At 69.8% G+C, this 19,621-nt stretch carries 16 protein-coding genes and 1 tRNA gene; 6 read left to right on the top strand and 11 right to left on the bottom strand.

The window, feature by feature from the left end; translation table 11 throughout:
- Positions 1 to 56 precede the first annotated feature (56 nt).
- The 4 genes from N7E59_RS05620 to eat form a co-directional block, all read right to left on the bottom strand.
- Positions 57 to 1,418, bottom strand: coding sequence for an aldehyde dehydrogenase family protein (locus N7E59_RS05620; RefSeq protein WP_261623939.1), 1,362 nt, complete (start codon positions 1,416 to 1,418; stop codon positions 57 to 59).
- Entirely contained in the window at positions 1,415 to 2,212 is a 798-nt protein-coding gene (locus N7E59_RS05615; protein ID WP_261623938.1) for a gamma-glutamyl-gamma-aminobutyrate hydrolase family protein, read from the bottom strand. Before N7E59_RS05615 ends, N7E59_RS05620 begins: the two co-directional genes overlap by 4 nt.
- Entirely contained in the window at positions 2,212 to 3,558 is a 1,347-nt protein-coding gene (locus N7E59_RS05610; protein ID WP_261624022.1) for a glutamine synthetase family protein, read from the bottom strand. The genes N7E59_RS05615 and N7E59_RS05610 overlap by 1 nt, the downstream gene beginning before the upstream one ends.
- A gap of 186 nt (positions 3,559 to 3,744) precedes the next feature.
- The gene (gene eat / locus N7E59_RS05605) at positions 3,745 to 5,196 is read right to left on the bottom strand and encodes an ethanolamine permease (protein ID WP_261623937.1); all 1,452 of its coding nucleotides are present in this window, start codon (positions 5,194 to 5,196) and stop codon (positions 3,745 to 3,747) included.
- 198 nt (positions 5,197 to 5,394) lie between these two features.
- On the opposite strand from eat, the gene N7E59_RS05600 reads away from it, so the two are divergent.
- A complete protein-coding gene (locus N7E59_RS05600) occupies positions 5,395 to 6,141 on the top strand; it encodes a FadR/GntR family transcriptional regulator (protein ID WP_261623936.1) in 747 nt (248 codons plus the stop codon).
- Between the two features lie 9 nt (positions 6,142 to 6,150).
- Here N7E59_RS05600 and N7E59_RS05595 read toward each other — a convergent pair whose 3' ends face one another.
- Genes N7E59_RS05595 through N7E59_RS05585 form a run of 3 tightly spaced genes read right to left on the bottom strand, consistent with a single transcriptional unit; the run spans position 6,151 to position 7,953 of the window.
- A complete protein-coding gene (locus N7E59_RS05595; RefSeq protein WP_261623935.1) occupies positions 6,151 to 6,822 on the bottom strand; it encodes an NADPH-dependent F420 reductase in 672 nt (223 codons plus the stop codon).
- Entirely contained in the window at positions 6,815 to 7,273 is a 459-nt protein-coding gene (locus N7E59_RS05590) for a 23S rRNA (pseudouridine(1915)-N(3))-methyltransferase RlmH (RefSeq protein WP_261623934.1), read from the bottom strand. The genes N7E59_RS05595 and N7E59_RS05590 overlap by 8 nt, the downstream gene beginning before the upstream one ends.
- Before the next feature lie 23 nt (positions 7,274 to 7,296).
- Complete coding sequence (locus tag N7E59_RS05585) at positions 7,297 to 7,953, bottom strand: GntR family transcriptional regulator (RefSeq protein ID WP_261623933.1); 657 nt, start codon at positions 7,951 to 7,953, stop codon at positions 7,297 to 7,299.
- Positions 7,954 to 8,070: 117 nt separating this feature from the next.
- Here N7E59_RS05585 and N7E59_RS05580 point away from each other — a divergent pair, with 117 nt between their 5' ends.
- Positions 8,071 to 9,090, top strand: a complete 1,020-nt coding sequence (locus tag N7E59_RS05580) for a 1-aminocyclopropane-1-carboxylate deaminase (RefSeq protein ID WP_261623932.1) — start codon at positions 8,071 to 8,073, stop codon at positions 9,088 to 9,090.
- Positions 9,091 to 9,128: 38 nt separating this feature from the next.
- The gene (locus N7E59_RS05575) at positions 9,129 to 11,540 is read left to right on the top strand and encodes a transketolase-like TK C-terminal-containing protein (protein ID WP_261623931.1); all 2,412 of its coding nucleotides are present in this window, start codon (positions 9,129 to 9,131) and stop codon (positions 11,538 to 11,540) included.
- A gap of 136 nt (positions 11,541 to 11,676) precedes the next feature.
- Here N7E59_RS05575 and N7E59_RS05570 read toward each other — a convergent pair whose 3' ends face one another.
- A complete protein-coding gene (locus N7E59_RS05570; RefSeq protein ID WP_261623930.1) occupies positions 11,677 to 13,161 on the bottom strand; it encodes a helix-turn-helix domain-containing protein in 1,485 nt (494 codons plus the stop codon).
- Positions 13,162 to 13,447: 286 nt separating this feature from the next.
- On the opposite strand from N7E59_RS05570, the gene aceA reads away from it, so the two are divergent.
- From aceA to N7E59_RS05555, 3 genes are all read left to right on the top strand, one after another.
- Positions 13,448 to 14,746 carry an isocitrate lyase gene (gene aceA, locus N7E59_RS05565; RefSeq protein WP_261623929.1) on the top strand — a complete coding sequence of 433 codons (1,299 nt, stop codon included), beginning with the start codon at positions 13,448 to 13,450 and terminating at the stop codon, positions 14,744 to 14,746.
- Between the two features lie 59 nt (positions 14,747 to 14,805).
- On the top strand, positions 14,806 to 16,539 hold the full coding sequence (gene aceB / locus N7E59_RS05560; protein WP_261623928.1) for a malate synthase A: 1,734 nt from the start codon (positions 14,806 to 14,808) through the stop codon (positions 16,537 to 16,539).
- A 153-nt stretch (positions 16,540 to 16,692) separates the two neighbouring features.
- Complete coding sequence (locus tag N7E59_RS05555; protein WP_261623927.1) at positions 16,693 to 17,232, top strand: hypothetical protein; 540 nt, start codon at positions 16,693 to 16,695, stop codon at positions 17,230 to 17,232.
- 81 nt (positions 17,233 to 17,313) lie between these two features.
- Here the strand turns inward: N7E59_RS05555 and N7E59_RS05550 are convergent, their stop codons facing one another.
- From N7E59_RS05550 to N7E59_RS05540, 3 genes are all read right to left on the bottom strand, one after another.
- A complete protein-coding gene (locus N7E59_RS05550) occupies positions 17,314 to 18,123 on the bottom strand; it encodes a DNA-formamidopyrimidine glycosylase family protein (protein WP_261623926.1) in 810 nt (269 codons plus the stop codon).
- A 23-nt stretch (positions 18,124 to 18,146) separates the two neighbouring features.
- Positions 18,147 to 18,956: an alpha/beta fold hydrolase gene (locus tag N7E59_RS05545; protein WP_261623925.1), complete on the bottom strand. Its 810-nt coding sequence runs from the start codon at positions 18,954 to 18,956 to the stop codon at positions 18,147 to 18,149.
- A 461-nt stretch (positions 18,957 to 19,417) separates the two neighbouring features.
- Positions 19,418 to 19,506, bottom strand: a tRNA-Ser gene (locus N7E59_RS05540).
- Positions 19,507 to 19,621: the final 115 nt, after the last annotated feature.

The raw sequence follows: 19,621 nt of genomic DNA, 5'->3' as shown, positions 1-19,621 counted from the left end.
GTCATGATGTGCCTCTCTGTCGGCGGAACGGGACGTGCTGCGGGAGGGGCGGACCCTCAGGAGTCGGCGATGAAGACGTTCTTGAGCTCGGTGAACGAGTCCAGGGCGTCGGGGCCCAGCTCGCGGCCCAGCCCCGAGGCTTTGAAGCCGCCGAAGGGCGTGGAGTAGCGGACGGAGGCGTGGGAGTTCACCGAGAGGTTCCCCGCCTCCACGCCGCGTGAGACCCGCAGCGCGCGACCCACGTCGCGGGTCCAGATGCTGCCGGAGAGTCCGAACTCGGTGTCGTTGGCCAGCCGTACGGCCTCCTCCTCCGAGTCGAAGGGGACCACGGCGACCACCGGTCCGAAGATCTCCTCACGCAGCAGCGGGTCCGACGGTCCCGCCGGCACCACGGCGGTGGGCGGGAACCAGAAGCCGGGCCCCTCGGGAGCCGCTCCTCGGGCGATCACCTCAGTCTCTGCAGAGATGAAGGAGCTGACACGCTCTCGGTGGGCCGCGGAGATCAGCGGGCCCATGACGGTGTCCTCGCGCTGCGGATCTCCGACGGCGACTGATTCCACGGCAGGGGCGAACAGTTCTACGAACCTGTCCAGCACGCTGCGTTCGACCAGGATCCGCGACCTTGCACAGCAGTCCTGTCCGGAGTTGTCGAACACGCCGCCCGGAGCCTGGGAGGCGGCGAGCTCCAGGTCCGCGTCGGCGAAGACGATGTTCGCACTCTTGCCCCCGAGCTCGAGGGTCAGCCGCTTCACCTGATCGGCGCAGCCGGCCATGATGCGCTGTCCGACCTGGGTGGATCCGGTGAACACGACCTTCCGCACCGCGGGATGGGTGACGAAGCGCTCGCCGACCACCGACCCCTTGCCGGGCAGCACGGTGAACACTCCTTCGGGGATCCCCGACTCGAGGGCGAGGCGCCCCAGGCGCACGGCGGTGAGCGGCGTCAGCTCCGCCGGCTTGAGGACCACCGTGTTCCCGGCCGCCAGCGCCGGAGCGAAGCCCCAGGCCGCGATCGGCATCGGGAAGTTCCACGGCACGATGATCCCGACCACGCCGAGCGGCTCATGGAAGGTGACGTTCAGTCCTCCGGCCACCGGGATCTGAGATCCGATGTGCCGTTCGGGCGCCCCCGCGTAGTAGTCGAGCACATCACGGACGTTGCCCGCCTCGCCGCGGGCGTTGGTGATGGTGTGGCCGGAGTTGCTCACCTCCAGGCGGGCCAGCTCCTCGAGGTCCCGGTCCACCAGCGCGGCGAACCGGCGCAGCAGCCGGGCTCGGTCGGCCGGGGCCGTGCCCGCCCAGCCGGGCTGTGCGGCCGCAGCCCGGGCGATCGCCGCATCGGTCGCGGCGACGTCGGCCAGCTCCACCTCGGCGATCTGTTCCTCGGTGGCGGGGTCGATGACGTGATGGATGCTCATCGGTGGGACTCCTCGGCCGCTGGGACGCGGCGATCGGGTGTGGTCATGTGGTCTCCGGCGGCGGCGACGAACCCGCGGAACAGGCGCAGGTCCTCGAGGTTCTCCTCCGGATGGAACTGGGTGCCCAGGACCCAGCCGGGGGCCTCGGGGAGCTCTACGGTCTCCACCGTGCCGTCCTCGGCGTGGGAGGCGGCGCGGAGCCCGCGCCCCAGGCGGTCGAGGCTCTGATGGTGGTAGCAGGGGGCCGAGGCCCGCGGCCCCAGCAGGTCCGCCGTCAGGGTGTCCGGGGCCACGGAGAACTCGACCTCTCCGAACACTCCGGGGGAGGGCTGGTACCGCCCGGCGTCGGGGATGAGGTCCGGGACGTGCTGGTGCAGGGTGCCGCCCAGGGCCACATTGAGCACCTGCGCGCCGCGGCATATCGCGAACAGCGGCATGGCCCGCTCCAGTGCACACCGGATCAGGGCGGTGTCATGCTCGTCGCGTTCCGGCTGGGGTGCGGTCCGCGGATGCGGATCCTGTCCGTAGCGGGAGGGGTCGACGTCGACACCGCCGATGACGATCAGTCCGTCCAGCACCTCCAAGACCGTGACGTCCGTGCCGACCGGGGGCAGCAGCACCGGGGTTCCACCGGCGGCGACGACGGCGCGCACATAGTTCCCCGGAACGATGGCGGCGATGTCGGACCACACGCCCCATTCCCCGTGCTGCCAGTACGTCGTCAGTCCGATCCGTGGGCGACGGTCATGAGTCCCTCTCGACTCGGCCGTCTCACAGGTCGTCCCCTCCGCCATCAGTGCCTCTCGAATCCGCGACGGACCTCCCAGTCGGTGACTGTGGAGTTGAACTGGGAGAGCTCGATGTCGGCGTAGTGGGTGTAGTGCTCCACGACCTCGTCCCCGAAGAGCTCCCGGGCCACCGTGGAGGAGGCGAAGAGTTCGCGGGCCTCGGCCATGGTGTCCGGGACGCGGGCGGCGCCGGAGGTGTAGGCGTTGCCCTCGACCATAGGAGGCAGCTCGAGCTCGTGCTCGATGCCGTAGAGGCCGGCGGCCAGCATCGCCGCCATCGCCAGATAGGGGTTGGCGTCCGCCCCCGGCACGCGGTTCTCCATGCGTGCGGAGGGACCCTCGCCGACCAGCCGCACCGCACAGGTGCGGTTGTCGCGTCCCCAGGCCACAGTCGTCGGGGCGAAGGTGCCCTCGGCGAAGCGCTTGTAGGAGTTGATGTTGGGCGCGTAGAACAGCGTGAACTCCCGCATCGTGGCGAGGACTCCGGCGATGAAGTGGTCGTAGAGCGCGGTGCGTCGCTCCTGCTGCGCGTCCCAGAAGGCGAGTCCGCCGTCGAGCCCGCGCAGCGACATGTGGATGTGGCAGCTGGAGCCGTCCCGATGGTTCGGCTTGGCCATGAACGTCACCGACCTCCCGCGCTGGGAGGCCATGTGCTTGGCCGAGAGCTTGTAGAAGGTGTGGTTGTCTCCGGTGGTGACGACGTCGTCGTACTTGAAGGCGATCTCGTGCTGGCCGAAGTTGCACTCTCCCTTGGCGGATTCGACGGTCATTCCCGCCTCGTACATCGCATTGCGGATGTCGCGCAGCAGCGGCTCCACCCGCATGGAGCCCAGGACGGAGTAGTCCACGTTGTACTGGTTCGCCGGGACGAGGTTCCGATAGTCGCCCAGGGACGCGTCCTCGTAGGAGGTGTCGAAGATGAGGAACTCCAGCTCGGTGCCGGCCAGGGCCCGGAGTCCCATGGCGGCCGCCCGCTCCTGCTGGGCGCGCAGCATGGCCCGCGGAGCCACGGGGACCGGTGCCCCGTCGGTGGTGTTGAGGTCGGCCTGGACCATCACGGTCTTCTCCAGGTAGGGCACCCGGCGGATGGTGCTGGCGTCGAGCTCGAACTCCATGTCCCCGTAGCCGGTCTCCCAGCTGGTCAGGGAGTATCCGTCGACGGTGTTCATGTCGGTGTCCACGGCCAGCAGGTAGTTGCAGGCCTCGGTGCCGTGGGAGAGCACCGAGTCGAGGAAGAACCGGCCATGGATGACCTTGCCCTGCAGGCGTCCCTGCATGTCGGTGAAGGCGAGGATCACGGAGTCCACCTCGTCGGCGGTGATGGCCTCGGTGAGCTCCTCGACTGAGAGCATCCGCGGGTTGCGCGGCCGGACGTCGCGGTGGTCTCCCGTCGCGTCGGTTGTGTCGCCGGACCGGTGGTCCGGGGTCTGGGAGGGGGGATTCATGGGGATGAGGTCCTTCCTGTGCTTCTCGGATCGGTGCGGCGGTCTGGGTGCTCCGGGTCGGTGCTCCTGCTCGGGTGCTCCGGCCTGTCGGTGTCAGTGCAGCTGCTGCTCCTCCTCGGCCAGCAGCGCGAACTCCTCCTCGGGCGCGGCGGCCACGAGCCGGTGCCGGCTGTAGAACCAGAAGTAGGCCAGTGCGAGGGCGAAGACGGCGGCGGTGATGAGCGCGGCGGTGATGTCGACGAAGAACACCGCGATCAGGGCGACGACGGCGAGGACCAGGGCGATCCCCGTGGTCACGGTGCCGCCGGGGGTCAGGTAGCCGCGCTCGAGGTGCGGCTCGCGGCGGCGCAGGACGATGTGGCTGAGGTTCAGCAGCACGTAGGAGACGGTGGCTCCGAACACCGCGATCTGGATGAGCAGGCCGCCGTCGCCGGTGATCGCGGCCAGGGCGAAGCCGATGGTGCCCGGGACGATCAGCGCGACCCACGGGGTCCGGCGCGAGGAGGTCAGCGACATGAACCGGGGGAGGTAGCCCGCGCGGGAGAGGGCGAACAGCTGCCGGGAGTACGCGAAGACGATCGAGAAGAAGCTGGCCACCAGTCCGGCCAGCCCGGCGTAGTTCACGAAGTCGGCGAGCACCGAGTCTCCGCCGAGTGCGGCGCGCAGCGCATCGGGCAGCGGCGAGTCGGTCTGCCCCATGGCGTCGGCTCCGGCGGCGCCGGGGACGAGGATCAGCATGAGCGCCCCGAAGACCAGCAGGATCATCATCGCCGCGATGATGCCGCGCGGCATGTCCCGCTTCGGGTCGGAGGACTCCTCGGCGGCCAGGGGGACGCCCTCGACGGCGAGGAAGAACCAGATGCCGTAGACCAGTGAGGCCAGCACGCCGGCGAAGCCGAAGGGGAGGAAGGCGCTGGATCCGACCGAGCCGTCGGGGACGATGTCGAACAGGTTGGAGGGCTGGAATCCGGGCAGCAGGCCGACGACGGTGGCGACCAGGGCGACGACGGCGATCGCGGTGATCGCGAACATGACCTTCAGCGCCTCGCCGACGCCCCAGAGGTGGATGCCGATGAATATCACGTAGGTGGCGAGGTAGATCGGCCAGGAGTTGGTCATCCCGAACAGGCCCAGCGCTTCGATGTAGCCGCCGATGAACGTGGCGATGGCGGCGGGGGCGACGGCGTATTCGATGAGGACCGCCATGCCGGTGGCGTAGCCGCCCAGGGGGCCCAGGGCCCGTCGGGCGAACCCGTAGCCCGCACCTGCGGTGGGCAGCGTGGAGGACAGTTCGGCCAGGCCGAACACCATGCATGTGTACATCAGTCCCATGAGCACGAAGGCGATGAGCAGTCCGCCCCAGCCCCCGTAGGAGAGCCCGATGTTCCATCCCGAGAAGTCGCCGGAGATCACGTAGGCCACGCCGAGCCCGGCCAGGAGGATCCAGCCGGCGGCGCCGCGACGCAGCTGGCGCTGCTGCAGATAGTCCGAGCCGACGCCGGCGTATTCGATGTGCTCGCTGCGCGAGGAGGCTGGCTGTGTCATGGTGGGCCCCTGCTTCTTCAGGACGGGAGGTCATGACCGTTCGGCAGCCCGGTGCGGACCTCTGAGCATCAATGGGTTGATTGCAGTCCATTGACTGGTCCTATGTGAGCACGGCCACACGGAAGCGTCAAGGGTAGCGGCCAGCATTTATCTGGATTCTCCTGTCTGTCCAGGTGAGCGGTGTGTGATGATTGGTCTATGGGGCAACCACTGGAGCGGACGAGGTCGACGAGCGGAGACCTCCCCGACCGTGCGGCCCTCCTGGGGCAGGCCCGTCAGGGCAATGCGTTGGAGGAGACCGTGGAGGTCGTCCTTCGCGGGCTGAAGCTGGGCGTCTTCGCGCCCGGGGACCGACTGCCCGCCGAACGCCAGCTGGCGGAGGACCTCGGGGTCTCTCGGTCGACCCTCCGGGAGGCGCTCGCCGAACTGCAGAGCGCGGGGTACCTCTTGGTGCGGCGCGGCCGCTACGGAGGCACGTTCGTGACCTCGCCCCCGCCGAACGAGCAGGCTCGGACGCTGTTCACCTCGGATCGGCTCCACGACGTGCTGACCTTCCGCCTGGCCGTGGAGCCGGCGGCGGCCTCCGCCGCGGCACGGTCGGCGCTGAGCCCGGAGCAGCGGGCCCACCTGAATGCGTGCTTCGAGGCGGCCCAGCAGGCCGACGAGCAGAGCTTCCGCCCCTACGACTCCCGATTCCACATCGCGCTGGCCGAGGCGACGGGATCCCCGTCTCTGGCGGCGGCGGTGGCCGACGCCCGAGCGGCGGCCTCACAGCTGCTCGACGCGATCCCGCTGCTGCCGCTGAATCTGGAGCACTCCGACCAGCAGCATGCCGAGATCCTGCGTGCCGTGCTGGCCGGAGACGCCGACGGCGCCCGTCGCGCGATGGAGGACCACCTCGAGGGGACCGCGGCCCTGCTCCGAGGATTCCTCACCGACTCGTGACGCCAGGCCTCACCCGGTACGACGCAGGACGTCCTCACGACGGAGCCGGCGGTCGAAGAGGGGGCCGTCGGGCTCCATGATCCGGGAATCGGCCAGCGCCCCCACGGAGACGGGGTCGAAGCCGATCCGGTCCAGCATCCCCATCACCAGTCCGCGGTCGGCGTCGACGTCGCCGGCCGCACCCGCCGCACGCCGCTGGTCCAGCGGCAGCTCGGGATGGACGTCCTCGTCGAAGTCCGCATGGGCGATGTGGTTCAGCGCCTTGACCGTGCGCGCACCCGGGAAGCGGGCGGCGACGGCCGTCGACGTCGGGGCTCCGGCGTCGACGGCCTGCTGGAGCCAGGTGGGCAGGATCTCGTGGTGCCAGGCGTTGGTGGCGTCCACCATCACGCAGCCGTCGGCCCAGTGGGTGTCCATCTCGTCGAGATCCTCCTGGGGGACCGCAAGGATCACCAGCGGTCGCTCCTGCCCGCGAGCGCGATCGGCGACCTCGTCGGCGTCCACGGCCCGAGCACCGGGAGCATAGATCTTCAGGTGATGGCGCAGGGCCTTCGGCGGCCGAGTCCCGGCGATGTCCACCTCGAAGCCGGCCTTCAGCAGGGCCCGGGCGAAGGCGGTGCCGGCCCGTCCCGCGCCGAGGACACCGACGACGCCGGGGGCGTCGGCTGAGGTCTCAGACATGGTGGTACGGCCTCCCTGCGGAGATCTCCTGGGCGCGGTAGATCTGCTCGGCGAGGATCATGCGTACCAGCTGGTGGGGGAAGACGAGCTTCGAGAGCGACCACACCAGATCGGCCCGTCCGTGCAGCTGCTCGTCGACCCCGTAGGCCCCGCCGATCACCATCGCCACCGAGGCTCCGACGTCGAAGCGGGACTGCAGGTGCTGGGCCAGGTCCGGGGAGCTGAGGTTCTTCCCCCGCTCGTCGAGGAGGATCACGTGCTCCTCCGGGCGGATCGTCCCGAGCATCCGCGTCGACTCCTCGGCTCGGGCGGCGGCCTCGTCGCGGGAGGAGTGGGGGTGCAGCTTCCATTCCAGGTCGTAGGGCTTTCGCAGGCGCTGGGTGTACCGCTCGATGCCGTCGACGGCCCACTTCTCGTGCTTCTTGCCCACGGCCAGGACCCGGATGCTCATGCCGTCGAGCCTAGCCGCCGCCGTCACTCCGCCGCGTGGGGAAGCTGCAGTCCGCCGAAGTTGTCACGGGTCAGGGCGGCGGCACGCTCGCCGTCGGCGGCGCGCAGGGCCTCGAGGATCTCTTCGTGCTGCCCGGGGGATCGGGCGCCGGCCCAGGTGCCGAAGTGGAAGTACTCGCCGCGCCGCAGATACGGGGTCACCGTCTCCAGCTGGGTCGCGATCAGCGGGTTTCCGCTCGCAGCCACCGGCACCGAGTGGAAGGCGTCGTCGGCGGCGATCGCCGCCATCGGATCTCCGGCGTCGAGGGCCTGCTGAAGCTGCGAATTCGCCTCGTCCATCCGCTCCAGATGCTCTGCGGTGAGGCCTTCGGCCGCCCGTCGGGCCGCCAGGGCGTAGAGCTCCGCGGCGATCTCCCGGCAGTGCGCGAAGACCTCCGGATCGATCTCGGCGACCTTGGTGGTGCGTCCCGGATTCGCCTGCACCAGCCCGGCCTGGGCCAGGCGCAGGAGCGCCTCACGGACCGGGGTGCGGGAGACGCCGAGCCATTCGCCCAGCTCGCCGTCGCGCAGCTGCTCACCGGGGGCGAGGTCCCCGACGACGACGGCGTCTCGGATGGAGTCGTAGACCTCGTCGCGCAGCAGGCGCCGGGCGTGGACTCCGCGCACCGGTGGGATCGGCATCGTCGTCTCCTGGGCGTGAGGGGGTGTTGCTCTGATGTGACCTATGCCATGATAGAGCATGCGTCATGCAATATATTGCATACGGAATCGTCGTCCTCTTCCTCCTGGAGGTGCCCCATGGCCACCCGCGATCTGCCCCGCCACTCCCTGACCTTCGGCCCGAGCCCCATCCACGAGCTGCCGCGGCTGGCCGCTCACCTGGGCGGGCCGCGCATCTTCGCCAAGCGTGAGGACGTGAACTCCGGGCTGGCCTTCGGCGGCAACAAGACCCGCAAGATGGAGTACATCGTCCCGGACATCCTCGAGTCCGGCGCCGACACGCTGGTCTCCATCGGCGGATACCAGTCCAACCACACTCGTCAGGTAGCCGCCGTCGCCGCGCACCTGGGCCTGAAGGCCCGACTTGTGCAGGAGCGCTGGGTGGACTGGGACGACCCGGTCAACGACAAGGTCGGCAACATCGAGCTCTCCCGCATCATGGGCGCCGACGTCCGGCTCGACGACGCCGGCTTCGACATCGGCATCCGCGACTCGTGGCAGCAGGCCCTGACCGAGGTCGAGGAGGCCGGCGGCAAGCCGTATCCGATCCCCGCGGGAGCCTCCGAGCACCCGCTGGGCGGCGTCGGGTTCGCGAACTGGGCCCACGAGGTCGTCGCCCAGGAGGCCGAGACCGGCGAGTTCTTCGACACGATCATCGTCTGCGTGGTCACCGGGTCCACCCAGGCGGGTATGATCGCCGGCTTCGCCGAGATCGAGGACGCCGGCGGTCGGAAGCGCCGCGTCATCGGCATCGACGCCTCCGCCACCCTGGAGAAGACCGTCGACCAGGTCACCCGCATCGCGAACACCACCGCGGAGAAGATCGGTCTGGGCCGCGAGATCCGCGACGACGAGGTCGACATCCGCTCCGGATGGGCCGGGCCGGTCTACGGGATCCCCGACGAGACCACCATCGAGGCCATCCGCACCACCGGCGAGCTCGAAGGCGTGATCCTCGACCCCGTCTACGAGGGGAAGTCCATGGCCGGGCTCTTCGGGCTCATCCGCGGCGGGCAGCTGACCGAGGAGAACACCGTGCTCTACGCACACCTGGGCGGTCAGCTCGCCCTGAACGCCTACAGCTCGATCTTCGAGTGAACCCCGCCCGGACCCGCTGACACCTTCAGGAGGCTGAGATGACCCAAGACGTCGAGGAGCACGCCCAGTTCGAGACCTCGGCCCAGGTGGATCCGCCGAGCGCCAACGAACGGCCCCTGCGCGCCACCGCCGACGCCGAGGTGCTCGACGAGGTCGCCCAGCGCGTGCTGTGGCTGGCCACCAGCATCATCGACGCCGCCAACCGCGGCCGGAAGAACCCCGACGGGGTCAAGGTGGGGGGCCACCAGTCCTCGTCGGCGTCGCTGGTGGGCATCATGACCGCGCTGTACATGACCGAGCTGACCGGCCGGGACCGGGTCTCGGTCAAGCCGCACGCCTCCCCGGTGCTGCACGCCCTGAACTACCTCCTCGGCGACCTCGACGAGAAGTGGCTCACCACCCTGCGCTCGCAGGGCGGCCTGCAGCCCTACCCCTCGCGGACCAAGGACCCGGACACCGTCGACTTCTCCACCGGGTCCGTCGGGATCGGCGCCACGGCACCGGTCTGGGCGGCGCTGTCCCACCGGCACCTGGCGGACCGGTTCTCCGAGACCACCCCGGAGGCCGGCCGCTTCATCTCCCTGCTCGGCGACGCCGAGCTCGACGAGGGCGCGGTCTGGGAGGCGATCATCGATCCGGAGGTCCGCGGTCTGGGCAACGTGCTCTGGGTGGTGGACCTGAACCGACAGTCCCTCGACCGGGTCATCCCGGACGTGCAGATCCGGCGTCTGCAGGGCATGTTCGGAGCCGCCGACTGGCAGGTGCTCACCGTGAAGTGGGGCCGACGCCTGCAGGAGCTCTTCGCCCGGGAGGGAGGGGAGCTGCTCGAACGGCGCATGGATCAGATGCCGAACGAGGAGTACCAGCGCCTGCTGCGCTCCCATCCCGGTGAGGTGCGGGAACGCATCCTCGCCGGCGTCGGGGAGGATGCCGAGGCGCTGCGGAACCTGCTCGAACCCCTCAGCGACGCCGACCTCGCTGAGGCGGTCCGCGACCTCGGCGGCCACGACCTGAGCCGGCTCACCGACACGTTCGGGCAGGTGGCCGAGGACCGGCCGACCGTCGTCTTCGCCTACACCATCAAGGGACGCGGGCTGGCCACCGAAGGCCACCCGGGCAACCACGCCGCCCAGCTCACCGAGGACCAGATGCAGGACCTCGCCGAGGCCTCCGGCATGAGCCTCGACGACCCGTGGCACCGCTTCGACGCCGACAGCCCCGCCGGGCACCTGGTCGGCGAGGCGGCGCGGCGGCTGCGGCGCGAGGAGATCGTCCACCAACCGGCGCCGGAGGTGCCCGCGGAACTCGGATGGGCGCCCAAGGCCGTCACCTCGACCCAGACTCAGCTGGGGCGCCTGCTCTCCGACCTGGTCCGCGCCGCACCGGAGCTGGCGGCCCACGTGACCACCGTCAGCCCGGATGTGGCGACGTCGACGAACCTCGGCGGTTGGATCAACAAGTCCGGGGTCTGGTCCATCGCCGGACGGCACGACTGGTTCGCCGACGACCGCGAACGCATGCTCCGCTGGCAGGAGGGGCGCCGCGGCCGCCACATCGAACTGGGCATCGCCGAGGTCAACCTGGTCAGCCTGGCCGGAGAGCTCGGCTCGGTGGGCCAGCGGTGGGGCCGCGACCTGATCCCCCTGGGAGTCCTCTACGACCCGTTCATCAACCGCGCCCTGGAGCCGTGGACGTTCAGCCTCTACGCGGGCGGACGCTCCATCATCGTCGGCACCCCGTCGGGGGTGACGTTAGCGCCGGAGGGTGGGGCGCACCAGTCCTTCAACACGCCCTCGGCGACTCTGGAGGTCCCTGGGCTCACCAGCTGGGAGCCGGCCTTCGCCCAGGACCTCGAATGGACGATGCTCGAGGCCATGCGGCGGCTCCACCTGCCCGAGTCCCAGGGCGGGGAGGCGGCCTACTTCCGGCTGTCGACGCGGCCGGTCGAGCAGGCGCTCGCCGCCGTGCCGGAGGATCCGCTGCTGCGCGAACGACGTCGGCGGCAGGTGGTGGCGGGCGGCTACCGGATGAGTGGGCATCCGACCGGAGAGGACGAGGTCACCCTCGTCGGAGCCGGGGCGATCATGCCCGAGGTGCTCCGAGCCGCTGACCGGCTGGGCGCCCTCGGTGTCCGGGCCGGGGTGGTGTGCCTGACCAGTCCCGGTCGGGTGTTCCGGTCGATGCAGGACCGCGGGCGGGTGGGAGAGTCGGCCCGCTCTGCGATCGTCGACGAGCTGTTCCCCGCCCAGGCTCCGGCCCCGCTGGTCACCGTGCTCGACGGGCATCCGCACACCCTGGCGTTCCTCGCCGGGGTGCGCGGGGATCGGACGCGGAACCTCGGGGTGACCGACTTCGGCCAGGCCTCGTCGATGACCGAGGCGCACCGGATCCACGGCATCGACGCCGAGTCCGTGGTCTCGGCCGCACTGGACCTCACCGGCCGCGGCTGAACCCCCACCACCCCCATCGGTTGGGCGCTCCGCGTCGCTCACGAGCCGAAATCCGGCCGCTGAGCGACGCGGAACGCCCAACCGATGAAGTGAGGGGGTGAGTGGGGAGGCGTGAGTGCGGAGGTGGGGGGTCGGGTCAGTCCCGGTCGGCCTGCTGCTGGAGGAACTCGAAGACCTCCACCTCGTTCACTCCGGGGAAGGCGCCCGAGGGCATGGCCGCCAGCAGGTGGGCGTTGGCCCGTGCCGCCGGCCAGGCGTTGCCTCCCCAGGCGGACTCCAGCTCGGGGGAGGGGAGTCGGCAGCAGGTGGGGTCGGGGCATCGCGAGATCGACCGAGACGTGGTGTCCTTGCCGCGGAACCAGCGGGCGTCGTCGAAGGGGACTCCGATCGACAGCGAGTACAGGCCCGAGGAGTGACCCTCCACCACCGCCGTGCACCAGAAGGTGCCCGAGGGGGTGTCGGTGTACTGGTTGAAGGCGCGGAAGTGGTCGCTGACCCCGAAGACCTCCCGCGAGGTCCAGTAGCGGCACACCTGCTGGCCCTCGATGGCGCCGATGTGGTCGGAGGGGAAGGTCACCTCGTCGTTCTCATAGGCCTTGTGGATGATCCCGGACTCGTGGACCTTCTGGAAGTGGCACCGGATGCCCAGATGCTCGGTGGCCAGATTGGTGAACCGGTGTGCGGCGGACTCGTAGGACACCCCGAAGACGTCGCGGAGATCCTCGATGGCCAGGTCGCGCCGCTCCTTGGCTCCGCGGAGGAACCTCACCGCCTGCTTCTGCGGCATCAGCAGCGCTGCGGCGAAGTAGTTGGTGTAGACCCGCTGGCGCAGGAAGTCCGAGTAGTCCTCCGGTTCGCCCTGATTGAGCACGTAGGCGCCGATGGCCTGCAGCAGGACCGACCGCGGCTCATGGTTCGGGGTCCGAGCGCGGGAGAGGTAGAAGCGGCGGTTCTTCAGGTCGGTGACCGAGCGTGTGGAGTGGGGCAGGCCGGAGACCAGGTGGACGGAGAACCCCAGGTGCTCGGCGATGTCGGCCGCGGCGTGGTGGCTCAGCGGGCCGTCGGAGTGGCCGACCGCGTCGAGGAGCTGCTGGGCCTGACGCTCCAGCTCGGGGTAGTGGTTGCCGCGGGACTTCATCTCCTCGCGCAGCTCCACGTTCGCCCTCCTCGCCTCCTCCGGAGTGGCCGCCTGCTCCTCCATGCGGCGCCGCAGCTCCTGCTGCAGCCCGGCGATCACCTCGAGCACGTCGGTGGGGGTGCGCGGGCTGATCTTCACCTGCGGCAGGCCGAGTGCGGCGTAGTGCGGGGCCCGCTGGGACTTCTCCACGGCGATCTCCAGCGCCGCACGGCGGGTCGGTGCCTCTGCGGAGAGCAGCTCGTCGACGCCGGTGCCCAGTGCGGAGGCCAGCTCGGCCAGCAGGGAGAGCTTCGGCTCCCGCCGTCCGTTCTCCACCAGCGACAGGTGGGATCCGGTGGCGCCGACCCGCTCCGCCAGGGCGTCGAGGGTGAGGTTCCGCTCGGTGCGCAGATGGCGCAGCCGTCGTCCGAGGACCACCGCGTCCCAGGACTCGGCGGCCGTGACGTCGTCGGTCGGGGCGGGGGCCGGGGGACGGGGAGACATGGCAGGACTATGGCACGGCGCAAGACCCTCTGTCCACGCCACTCTGTCAGAATCAGCGGATCTTGCCGCGGGCGCGGTCACGGACAATGCGCACAGCGAGAATCTGTGCAGGATCTGCAGTTCCCCTGAGTCCGTCAGGTCTTGACGATCTTTTCTTCCCCACCCCCTCGTGACCCCTTCCGTGAGCGAGCAGAGTGGTCATCACCGGTCCCCGCCGAGACCCATCGAAGTCCGCGGGGACACCACCGAGGACCAGCACCGATCACGACGACGAAGGAGTCAGATCATGGGACAGCAGCACACTCCGGCCTCCGCAGAGCAGATCCAGCACGACTGGGACAGCAGCCCGCGGTGGCAGAACGTCGAGCGCACCTACTCCGCCGATGAGGTCGTGAAGCTGCGCGGACGGGTGCAGGAGGAGCACACGCTGGCCCGCCGCGGCTCCGAGAAGCTGTGGGAGCAGCTGACCGAGGAGCAGCGGACCGGCGAGTACACCAACGCACTCGGCGCGCTGACCGGCAACCAGGCCGTGCAGCAGGTCAAGGCCGGACTGCGGGCCATCTACCTCTCCGGGTGGCAGGTCGCCGCCGACGCGAACCTCTCCGGCCACACCTATCCCGACCAGTCGCTCTACCCCGCGAACTCGGTGCCCCAGGTGGTCCGACGCATCAACAACGCGCTGCTGCGCGCCGACCAGATCGAGTGCGCCGAGGGCGTGCAGAGCGTCGACGACTGGCTGGTGCCGATCGTCGCCGACGCGGAGGCCGGCTTTGGCGGACCGCTGAACGCCTACGAGCTCATGAAGTCCATGATCACCTCGGGCGCGGCCGGCGTGCACTGGGAGGACCAGCTGGCCTCCGAGAAGAAGTGCGGTCACCTCGGCGGCAAGGTGCTCATCCCCACCGGGCAGCACGTGCGCACCCTGAACGCGGCCCGCCTGGCCGCCGACGTCGCCGACGTCCCCTCGGTGATAGTCGCCCGGACCGACGCGGAGGCCGCCACCCTGATCACCTCCGACGTCGACGAGCGGGACCGTGAGTTCCTCACCGGCGAGCGCACCGCCGAGGGCTTCTACAAGGTGCACAACGGCATCGAGCCCTGCATCTCCCGGGCCAAGGCCTACGCCCCCTACTCGGACCTGATCTGGATGGAGACCGGCACCCCGGACCTCGAGGTCGCCCGCCGGTTCGCCGAAGCGGTGAAGTCCGAGTTCCCGGACCAGATGCTGGCATACAACTGCTCGCCGTCGTTCAACTGGAGGAAGAACCTCGACGACGACACCATCGCCAAGTTCCAGCGCGAGCTCGGTGCCATGGGCTTCACCTTCCAGTTCATCACCTTGGCCGGCTTCCACGCCCTGAACCACTCGATGTTCGACCTGGCCCGCGGCTACAAGGAGCGCCAGATGTCGGCCTACGTGGAGCTGCAGGAGCGCGAGTTCGCCGACGAGGTCAACGGCTACACCGCCACCAAGCACCAGCGCGAGGTCGGCACCGGCTACTTCGACGCCATCTCCACCGCCCTCAACCCGGAGGGGTCCACCCTGGCCCTCGCCGGATCCACCGAAGCCGGTCAGTTCCACTGATCCCCACGGTCCGACCGACGACGCCGGACCGGGACGCCACAGCCTTCAAGGAGCACATCATGTATTCAGCCGACACCGAAGTCACCGTCAACGGCATCACGCTGCGCGGACACCAGGTCCGCGGCCAGCGCAAGGTGCTCACCATCGAGGCGCTGGAGTTCCTCGCCCACCTGCACCGCACCTTCGAGCCTCGCCGCCGGGAGCTGATGGCCGCCCGTGAGGAGGTCCGGGACCGGATCTCCCAGGGGTGGACGCCGGACTTCCCCGAAGAGACGCGGGCGATCCGAGAGGACGAGACCTGGAGGGTCGCGCCGCTGGCGCCGGGCCTGAACTACCGGCAGGTGGAGATCACCGGTCCGGTGGACCGGAAGATGACGGTCAACGCCCTGAACTCGGGGGCGCTGGGATGGATGGCCGACTTCGAGGACTCCTCGACCCCGGCCTGGGAGAACGTCGTCTCCGGACAGATCAACATGCGCGACGCGGTCCGCCGGCAGATCGACTTCCGGACCGAGGCGGGCAAGCGCTACCGCCTGGACCCCGAGCCGGAGGAGCGCACCCCGACCATCAACGTGCGGCCGCGAGGTCTGCATCTGATGGAGGACCACCTGCTCGTCGACGGTGAGCCGATCGCCGGGGCGCTGATGGACTTCGGGCTGTACTTCTTCCACAACGCGGAGGAGCTCATCGCCCGTGGGCGCGGTCCGTACTTCTACCTGCCGAAGCTCGAGCACTACGAGGAGGCCCGGTGGTGGAACGAGGTGTTCTGCGCCGCGCAGGACCACCTCGGCATCGAGCGGGGCACCGTCCGGGCCACGGTGCTGATCGAGACGATCACCGCCGCGTTCCAGATGGAGGAGATCCTCTACGAGCTGCGCGACCACGCCGCCGGGCTGAACGCCGGACGCTGGGACTACATCTTCTCGATCATCAAGATGTTCCGGGACCGCGGCGCCGAGTTCGTCCTGCCCGACCGGGTCCAGGTGACCATGACCGCCCCGATGATGCGGGCCTACACCGACCAGCTGGTCCGGGCCTGCCACCGGCGCGGGGCCTCCGCGATCGGGGGGATGGCCGCTCAGATCCCCGACCGGAGGAACCCGCGGGCCAACACCGCCGCCCTGGAGAAGGTCGCCGCGGACAAGCTGCGCGAGGCCGCCGACGGCTTCGACGGATCCTGGGTCGCCCACCCCGACCTGGTGCCGATCGCCGCGGAGGCCTTCGACGAGGTCCTCGGCGGCTGCCCGCACCAGATCCGCACCCGGCGGCGCGACGACGTCGTCCCCGATGCGGCGGCGCTGCTGAACGTCGGTGCCACCGAGGGGGAGATCACCGAAGAGGGGGTCCGCACCAACATCGACGTCGGCATCCGCTACATGGAGTCCTGGCTGCGGGGCTCCGGCGCCGCGGCCATCCACGGTCTGATGGAGGACGCCGCCACGGCGGAGATCTCCCGCTCCCAGATCTGGCAGTGGATCGACGCCGGTGCTGAGGCTCGGATGAGCGACGACGGCACCATGCGACGGGTGACCCGCCGGTGGGTCGAGGAGCTGGTCGAGGATGTGTCCTCGAAGCTGCCGCGCAGCGGGGAGGACCGGATGGACGAGGCCCGCGAGCTGTTCGTCGCCTCGGCCCTGGCGCAGGACTTCCCGGCCTTCCTGACGGTTCCCGCCTACGAGCAGGCGCTCTCGGCGGCGTCGGGCACCTCCTCCGCCGAGGAGCCCGCGGAGCCGGCGGTCGGTCGACGTGCTGCGGGTCGCGGATCCGCCCGAAGGGACGCGATGGCCGCCTGAGGTGGGTGTTCGACGGTGGTGACGACGGTGGGGGCCGGTCTGTTCCGACAGGCCGGCCCCCACCTCTCGTGTGCGGAGAAACTCCAGGTCAGAGCGGTGCTACTCTGTCCCCAGGGGTTGCTGTTGCCCCGTCGGACGGACAGGAGGTCTCCGATGCGCGAGATCAGCTACGCCTATCTGCCGGTCCCCCGGCTCCCGGAGCAGGTGCCGATGAGCACGAGGCTGAGCCGACGCCGGGACGTGCACCGTCTGGTCGACACGGTGGCGAACTTCCATCAGGACGAGATCCGCACGCTGGACCAGGAGTACCGCGAGGACGGATCGCACGGCACCGGCGATCCCAGCCTCCCGCTGGGGGAGAGGGCCGCGGAGATGTGTCCGCTGCTGGGGATGCTGTGCCGCAGCGACATCGGGACGGACACCTGGACCCGTGAGCTCCTGGAGGCGATCGATGGCGCCGACTGCGTCGACTGGGACGCCTGGGCCGAGCGGCATGACATGCGCTTCGAGACGCTGGCGGCCTCGGAGCAGGTCGGTGAGGTCGTCGAGCTGCGGATGGGCGACGGCGCACGGGAGACGTGGACCCTCGTCCCCGAGGTGGATCTGACCGACCGGACGCTGCGGCGCCACCTGATCTGGGGGATGCTCTCGGACGAGAAGCCGCATTCGGCGATCGTGCTCACCGAGCACTGACGCCCCTCTCATCGAGTCCCCGATTCCTGACGCACTTCCCGCCCTCGCGGGGCCGGGAAGCGTCGGAGATCAGGGTCTCGATCAGGGCTGGGGCTGGCAGTGCGGACACCAGTGGACGACACGGTCGTCCCGACCCCGCCGGCGGTCCTCCTCTTCGCCGATCTCGGCCCTGACGATGCGGCTGCGACATCGCAGGCACAGCTGGCCGTCACGGCCGTAGACCCAGGTGCGCACCGCGGCCGACGCCGTGCCGGTGGTCACGCGCCGCGGACGGAGCCTGTTGACCTGCAGCAGTCGGTGCGCCGTCTCGACCATGCCCGGCAGGTCGGGGACGGCTGAGACGGGGGCGGACGGGTGCACTCCGGCCAGGAAGCAGATCTCACTGCGGTAGACGTTGCCGATCCCGGCGAGGTTGTGCTGATCCAACAAGGCCGGACCGACGGCCCGCTCGGGGCGGGCGCGGAGTCTGCGCAGCGCCTCCTGGGCATCCCAGTCGTCTCCGAGCAGGTCGGGCCCCAGGTGTTGCTGGCGCTGCGCGCTCTCGCTCCGGGGGAACACCACCAGCTCTCCGAGGGAGAAGCCGACGGCCTGGTGCTCGTCGGTGGCCAGCACGCAGCGGGCGGTGTGGGCCGCACGGCGCCATCGTGGGTGACCGGGCCCCAGCGGATAGACGTGCCACACCCCCTCCATCTTCAGATGGGAGCGGATGACGGTGTCGCCGATGCGGCAGAGCAGGTACTTCCCATGGGCGACGACGTCGTCGACGACCCGTCCCGACAGATCCACTGCGGCGTACGACGGCACACGCAGGTCGCACGTCGTCAGCGTGCGTCCGGCGAGCACCCGGTGCAGCTGTGCGGCCTGACGGTAGACGCTGTCACCTTCGGGCACGGAGCTGTCGTCTCAGCCGGGGATCACTTCCGGAGGAAGTCCAGCAGCGCCCGGTTGAACTGCTCGGCGTGGCTGACGTTGAGCCCGTGCGGGCCGCCCTCGACGATGACCAGCTCCGAGTCGGCGACCTGCCGGTGGGTGCGCTCGGCGGATCCCTCGGCGGGCACCGTGGCGTCGGAGTCGCCGTGGATGACCAGGGTCGGCACGGTCACCGCGTCGAGGTCCCCGCGGAAGTCCGTCGTGGCCCATGCGTCCATGCAGCCCAGGGCGGCCTGCTGGTCGGACTGCTCAGCCAGGCGCTTGGCCTCGCCGAGCTGCTCGTCGGAGACGGTGACGGTCTCGCCGGCGCTGAAGAACCCGGTGATGAACTCGTCGAAGAAGCTGTCCCGGTCGGACTCCAGTCCGCCGCGCAGCGAATGGTAGGTGTCGTCGTCGAGGGGCCCGTCGGGGTTGTCCTCGGTCTGACGCAGGTACGGGGGAACGGCGGCGGCGAAGACCACCGAGCGCACCCGGTCCAGGCCGTGGCGGGAGGCGTAGCGAGCCACCTCACCGCCGCCCATGGAGAACCCGACCAGGGTGGCGTCGGTCAGGTCGAGGGACGTCATGACCTGCTGCAGGTCGTCGGCGAGGGTGTCGTAGTCGTAGCCGCCCTCGGGCTTCTCGGAGTCCCCGAAGCCTCGGCGGTCGTAGGCGACGACCCGGTGGCCGGCGTCGGACAGGGCGCCGATCTGCTCGGACCACGAGGCGTGGGACAGGGGCCATCCGTGGATGAGCACGACGGGTCGTCCGTCGCCGCCGGTGTCATGGATGTTCAGGCGGATGTCTGTGCTCATGGGTGTCCTCCTCGGATCGTGATTCCGGTCTGACGGTCTGCGTCCATCTTTTCATCGCAGGTCACCCGGTATCTAGGGGGCTGCCGGAGGAGGGGGGCTCCGAGCGGTCGGCGCAGCCGACAGGAACGCCCCCGTGCGGCCGCTGTCGACCGGTGCGGGGGCGTTCCCGGGGGTCTCGGCTCAGAAGACGAGGATCAGAATGATGATGATGAGCAGAAGGGTTCCCAGTCCGATGGGAAGAACGGGTCCACGCATGATGTCCTCCTAAGAATCCGAAGGTCTTCGGATAGTCAGATCGTACACCTGACCTGGAGCTTTGGGTGTGAGGACCCGGACGAATCCTGCAGATCAGCTTCGAGTGCATGCTGCGCGCACGCGCTCGCGGGCCGACAGATCGGGCGATCTGGCCGACAAGAGACCCCCGCCGACCTGTCATCCCAGGTCAGACGGGGGTCTGAGTGCGGAGGCGGGGGGATTTGAACCCCCGGTCCGGTGTTAGCCGGACCCTTCATTAGCAGTGAAGTCCATTCGGCCGCTCTGGCACGCCTCCTCACATCACCGGGTCGAGACCCGGAAGATGCGACTCACCAGCCTAACGCGTGCTCACAGTGCAGATCAAAGCCCACCGCGACCAGCGGACCCCGGAGCCTGACACCTCTGACGGG

The sequence above is a fragment of the Nesterenkonia marinintestina genome, assembly GCF_025420485.1.
Taxonomy (GTDB): Bacteria; Actinomycetota; Actinomycetes; order Actinomycetales; family Micrococcaceae; genus Nesterenkonia; species Nesterenkonia marinintestina.
The sequence above is the reverse complement of the archived record's forward strand: the minus strand, read 5'-3'. Positions and strand labels throughout refer to the sequence as shown.

Coding starts and splice junctions, on each gene's coding strand:
- aceB (WP_261623928.1), top strand. CDS start 14,806: ATGTATTCAGCCGACACCGAAGTCACCGTCAACGGCATCACGCTGCGC.
- aceA (WP_261623929.1), top strand. CDS start 13,448: ATGGGACAGCAGCACACTCCGGCCTCCGCAGAGCAGATCCAGCACGAC.
- N7E59_RS05600 (WP_261623936.1), top strand. CDS start 5,395: ATGGGGCAACCACTGGAGCGGACGAGGTCGACGAGCGGAGACCTCCCC.
- N7E59_RS05590 (WP_261623934.1), bottom strand. CDS start 7,273: ATGAGCATCCGGGTCCTGGCCGTGGGCAAGAAGCACGAGAAGTGGGCC.
- N7E59_RS05555 (WP_261623927.1), top strand. CDS start 16,693: ATGCGCGAGATCAGCTACGCCTATCTGCCGGTCCCCCGGCTCCCGGAG.
- N7E59_RS05580 (WP_261623932.1), top strand. CDS start 8,071: ATGGCCACCCGCGATCTGCCCCGCCACTCCCTGACCTTCGGCCCGAGC.
- eat (WP_261623937.1), bottom strand. CDS start 5,196: ATGACACAGCCAGCCTCCTCGCGCAGCGAGCACATCGAATACGCCGGC.
- N7E59_RS05610 (WP_261624022.1), bottom strand. CDS start 3,558: ATGCTCTCAGTCGAGGAGCTCACCGAGGCCATCACCGCCGACGAGGTG.
- N7E59_RS05575 (WP_261623931.1), top strand. CDS start 9,129: ATGACCCAAGACGTCGAGGAGCACGCCCAGTTCGAGACCTCGGCCCAG.
- N7E59_RS05585 (WP_261623933.1), bottom strand. CDS start 7,953: ATGCCGATCCCACCGGTGCGCGGAGTCCACGCCCGGCGCCTGCTGCGC.
- N7E59_RS05545 (WP_261623925.1), bottom strand. CDS start 18,956: ATGAGCACAGACATCCGCCTGAACATCCATGACACCGGCGGCGACGGA.
- N7E59_RS05570 (WP_261623930.1), bottom strand. CDS start 13,161: ATGTCTCCCCGTCCCCCGGCCCCCGCCCCGACCGACGACGTCACGGCC.
- N7E59_RS05615 (WP_261623938.1), bottom strand. CDS start 2,212: ATGGCGGAGGGGACGACCTGTGAGACGGCCGAGTCGAGAGGGACTCAT.
- N7E59_RS05620 (WP_261623939.1), bottom strand. CDS start 1,418: ATGAGCATCCATCACGTCATCGACCCCGCCACCGAGGAACAGATCGCC.
- N7E59_RS05595 (WP_261623935.1), bottom strand. CDS start 6,822: ATGTCTGAGACCTCAGCCGACGCCCCCGGCGTCGTCGGTGTCCTCGGC.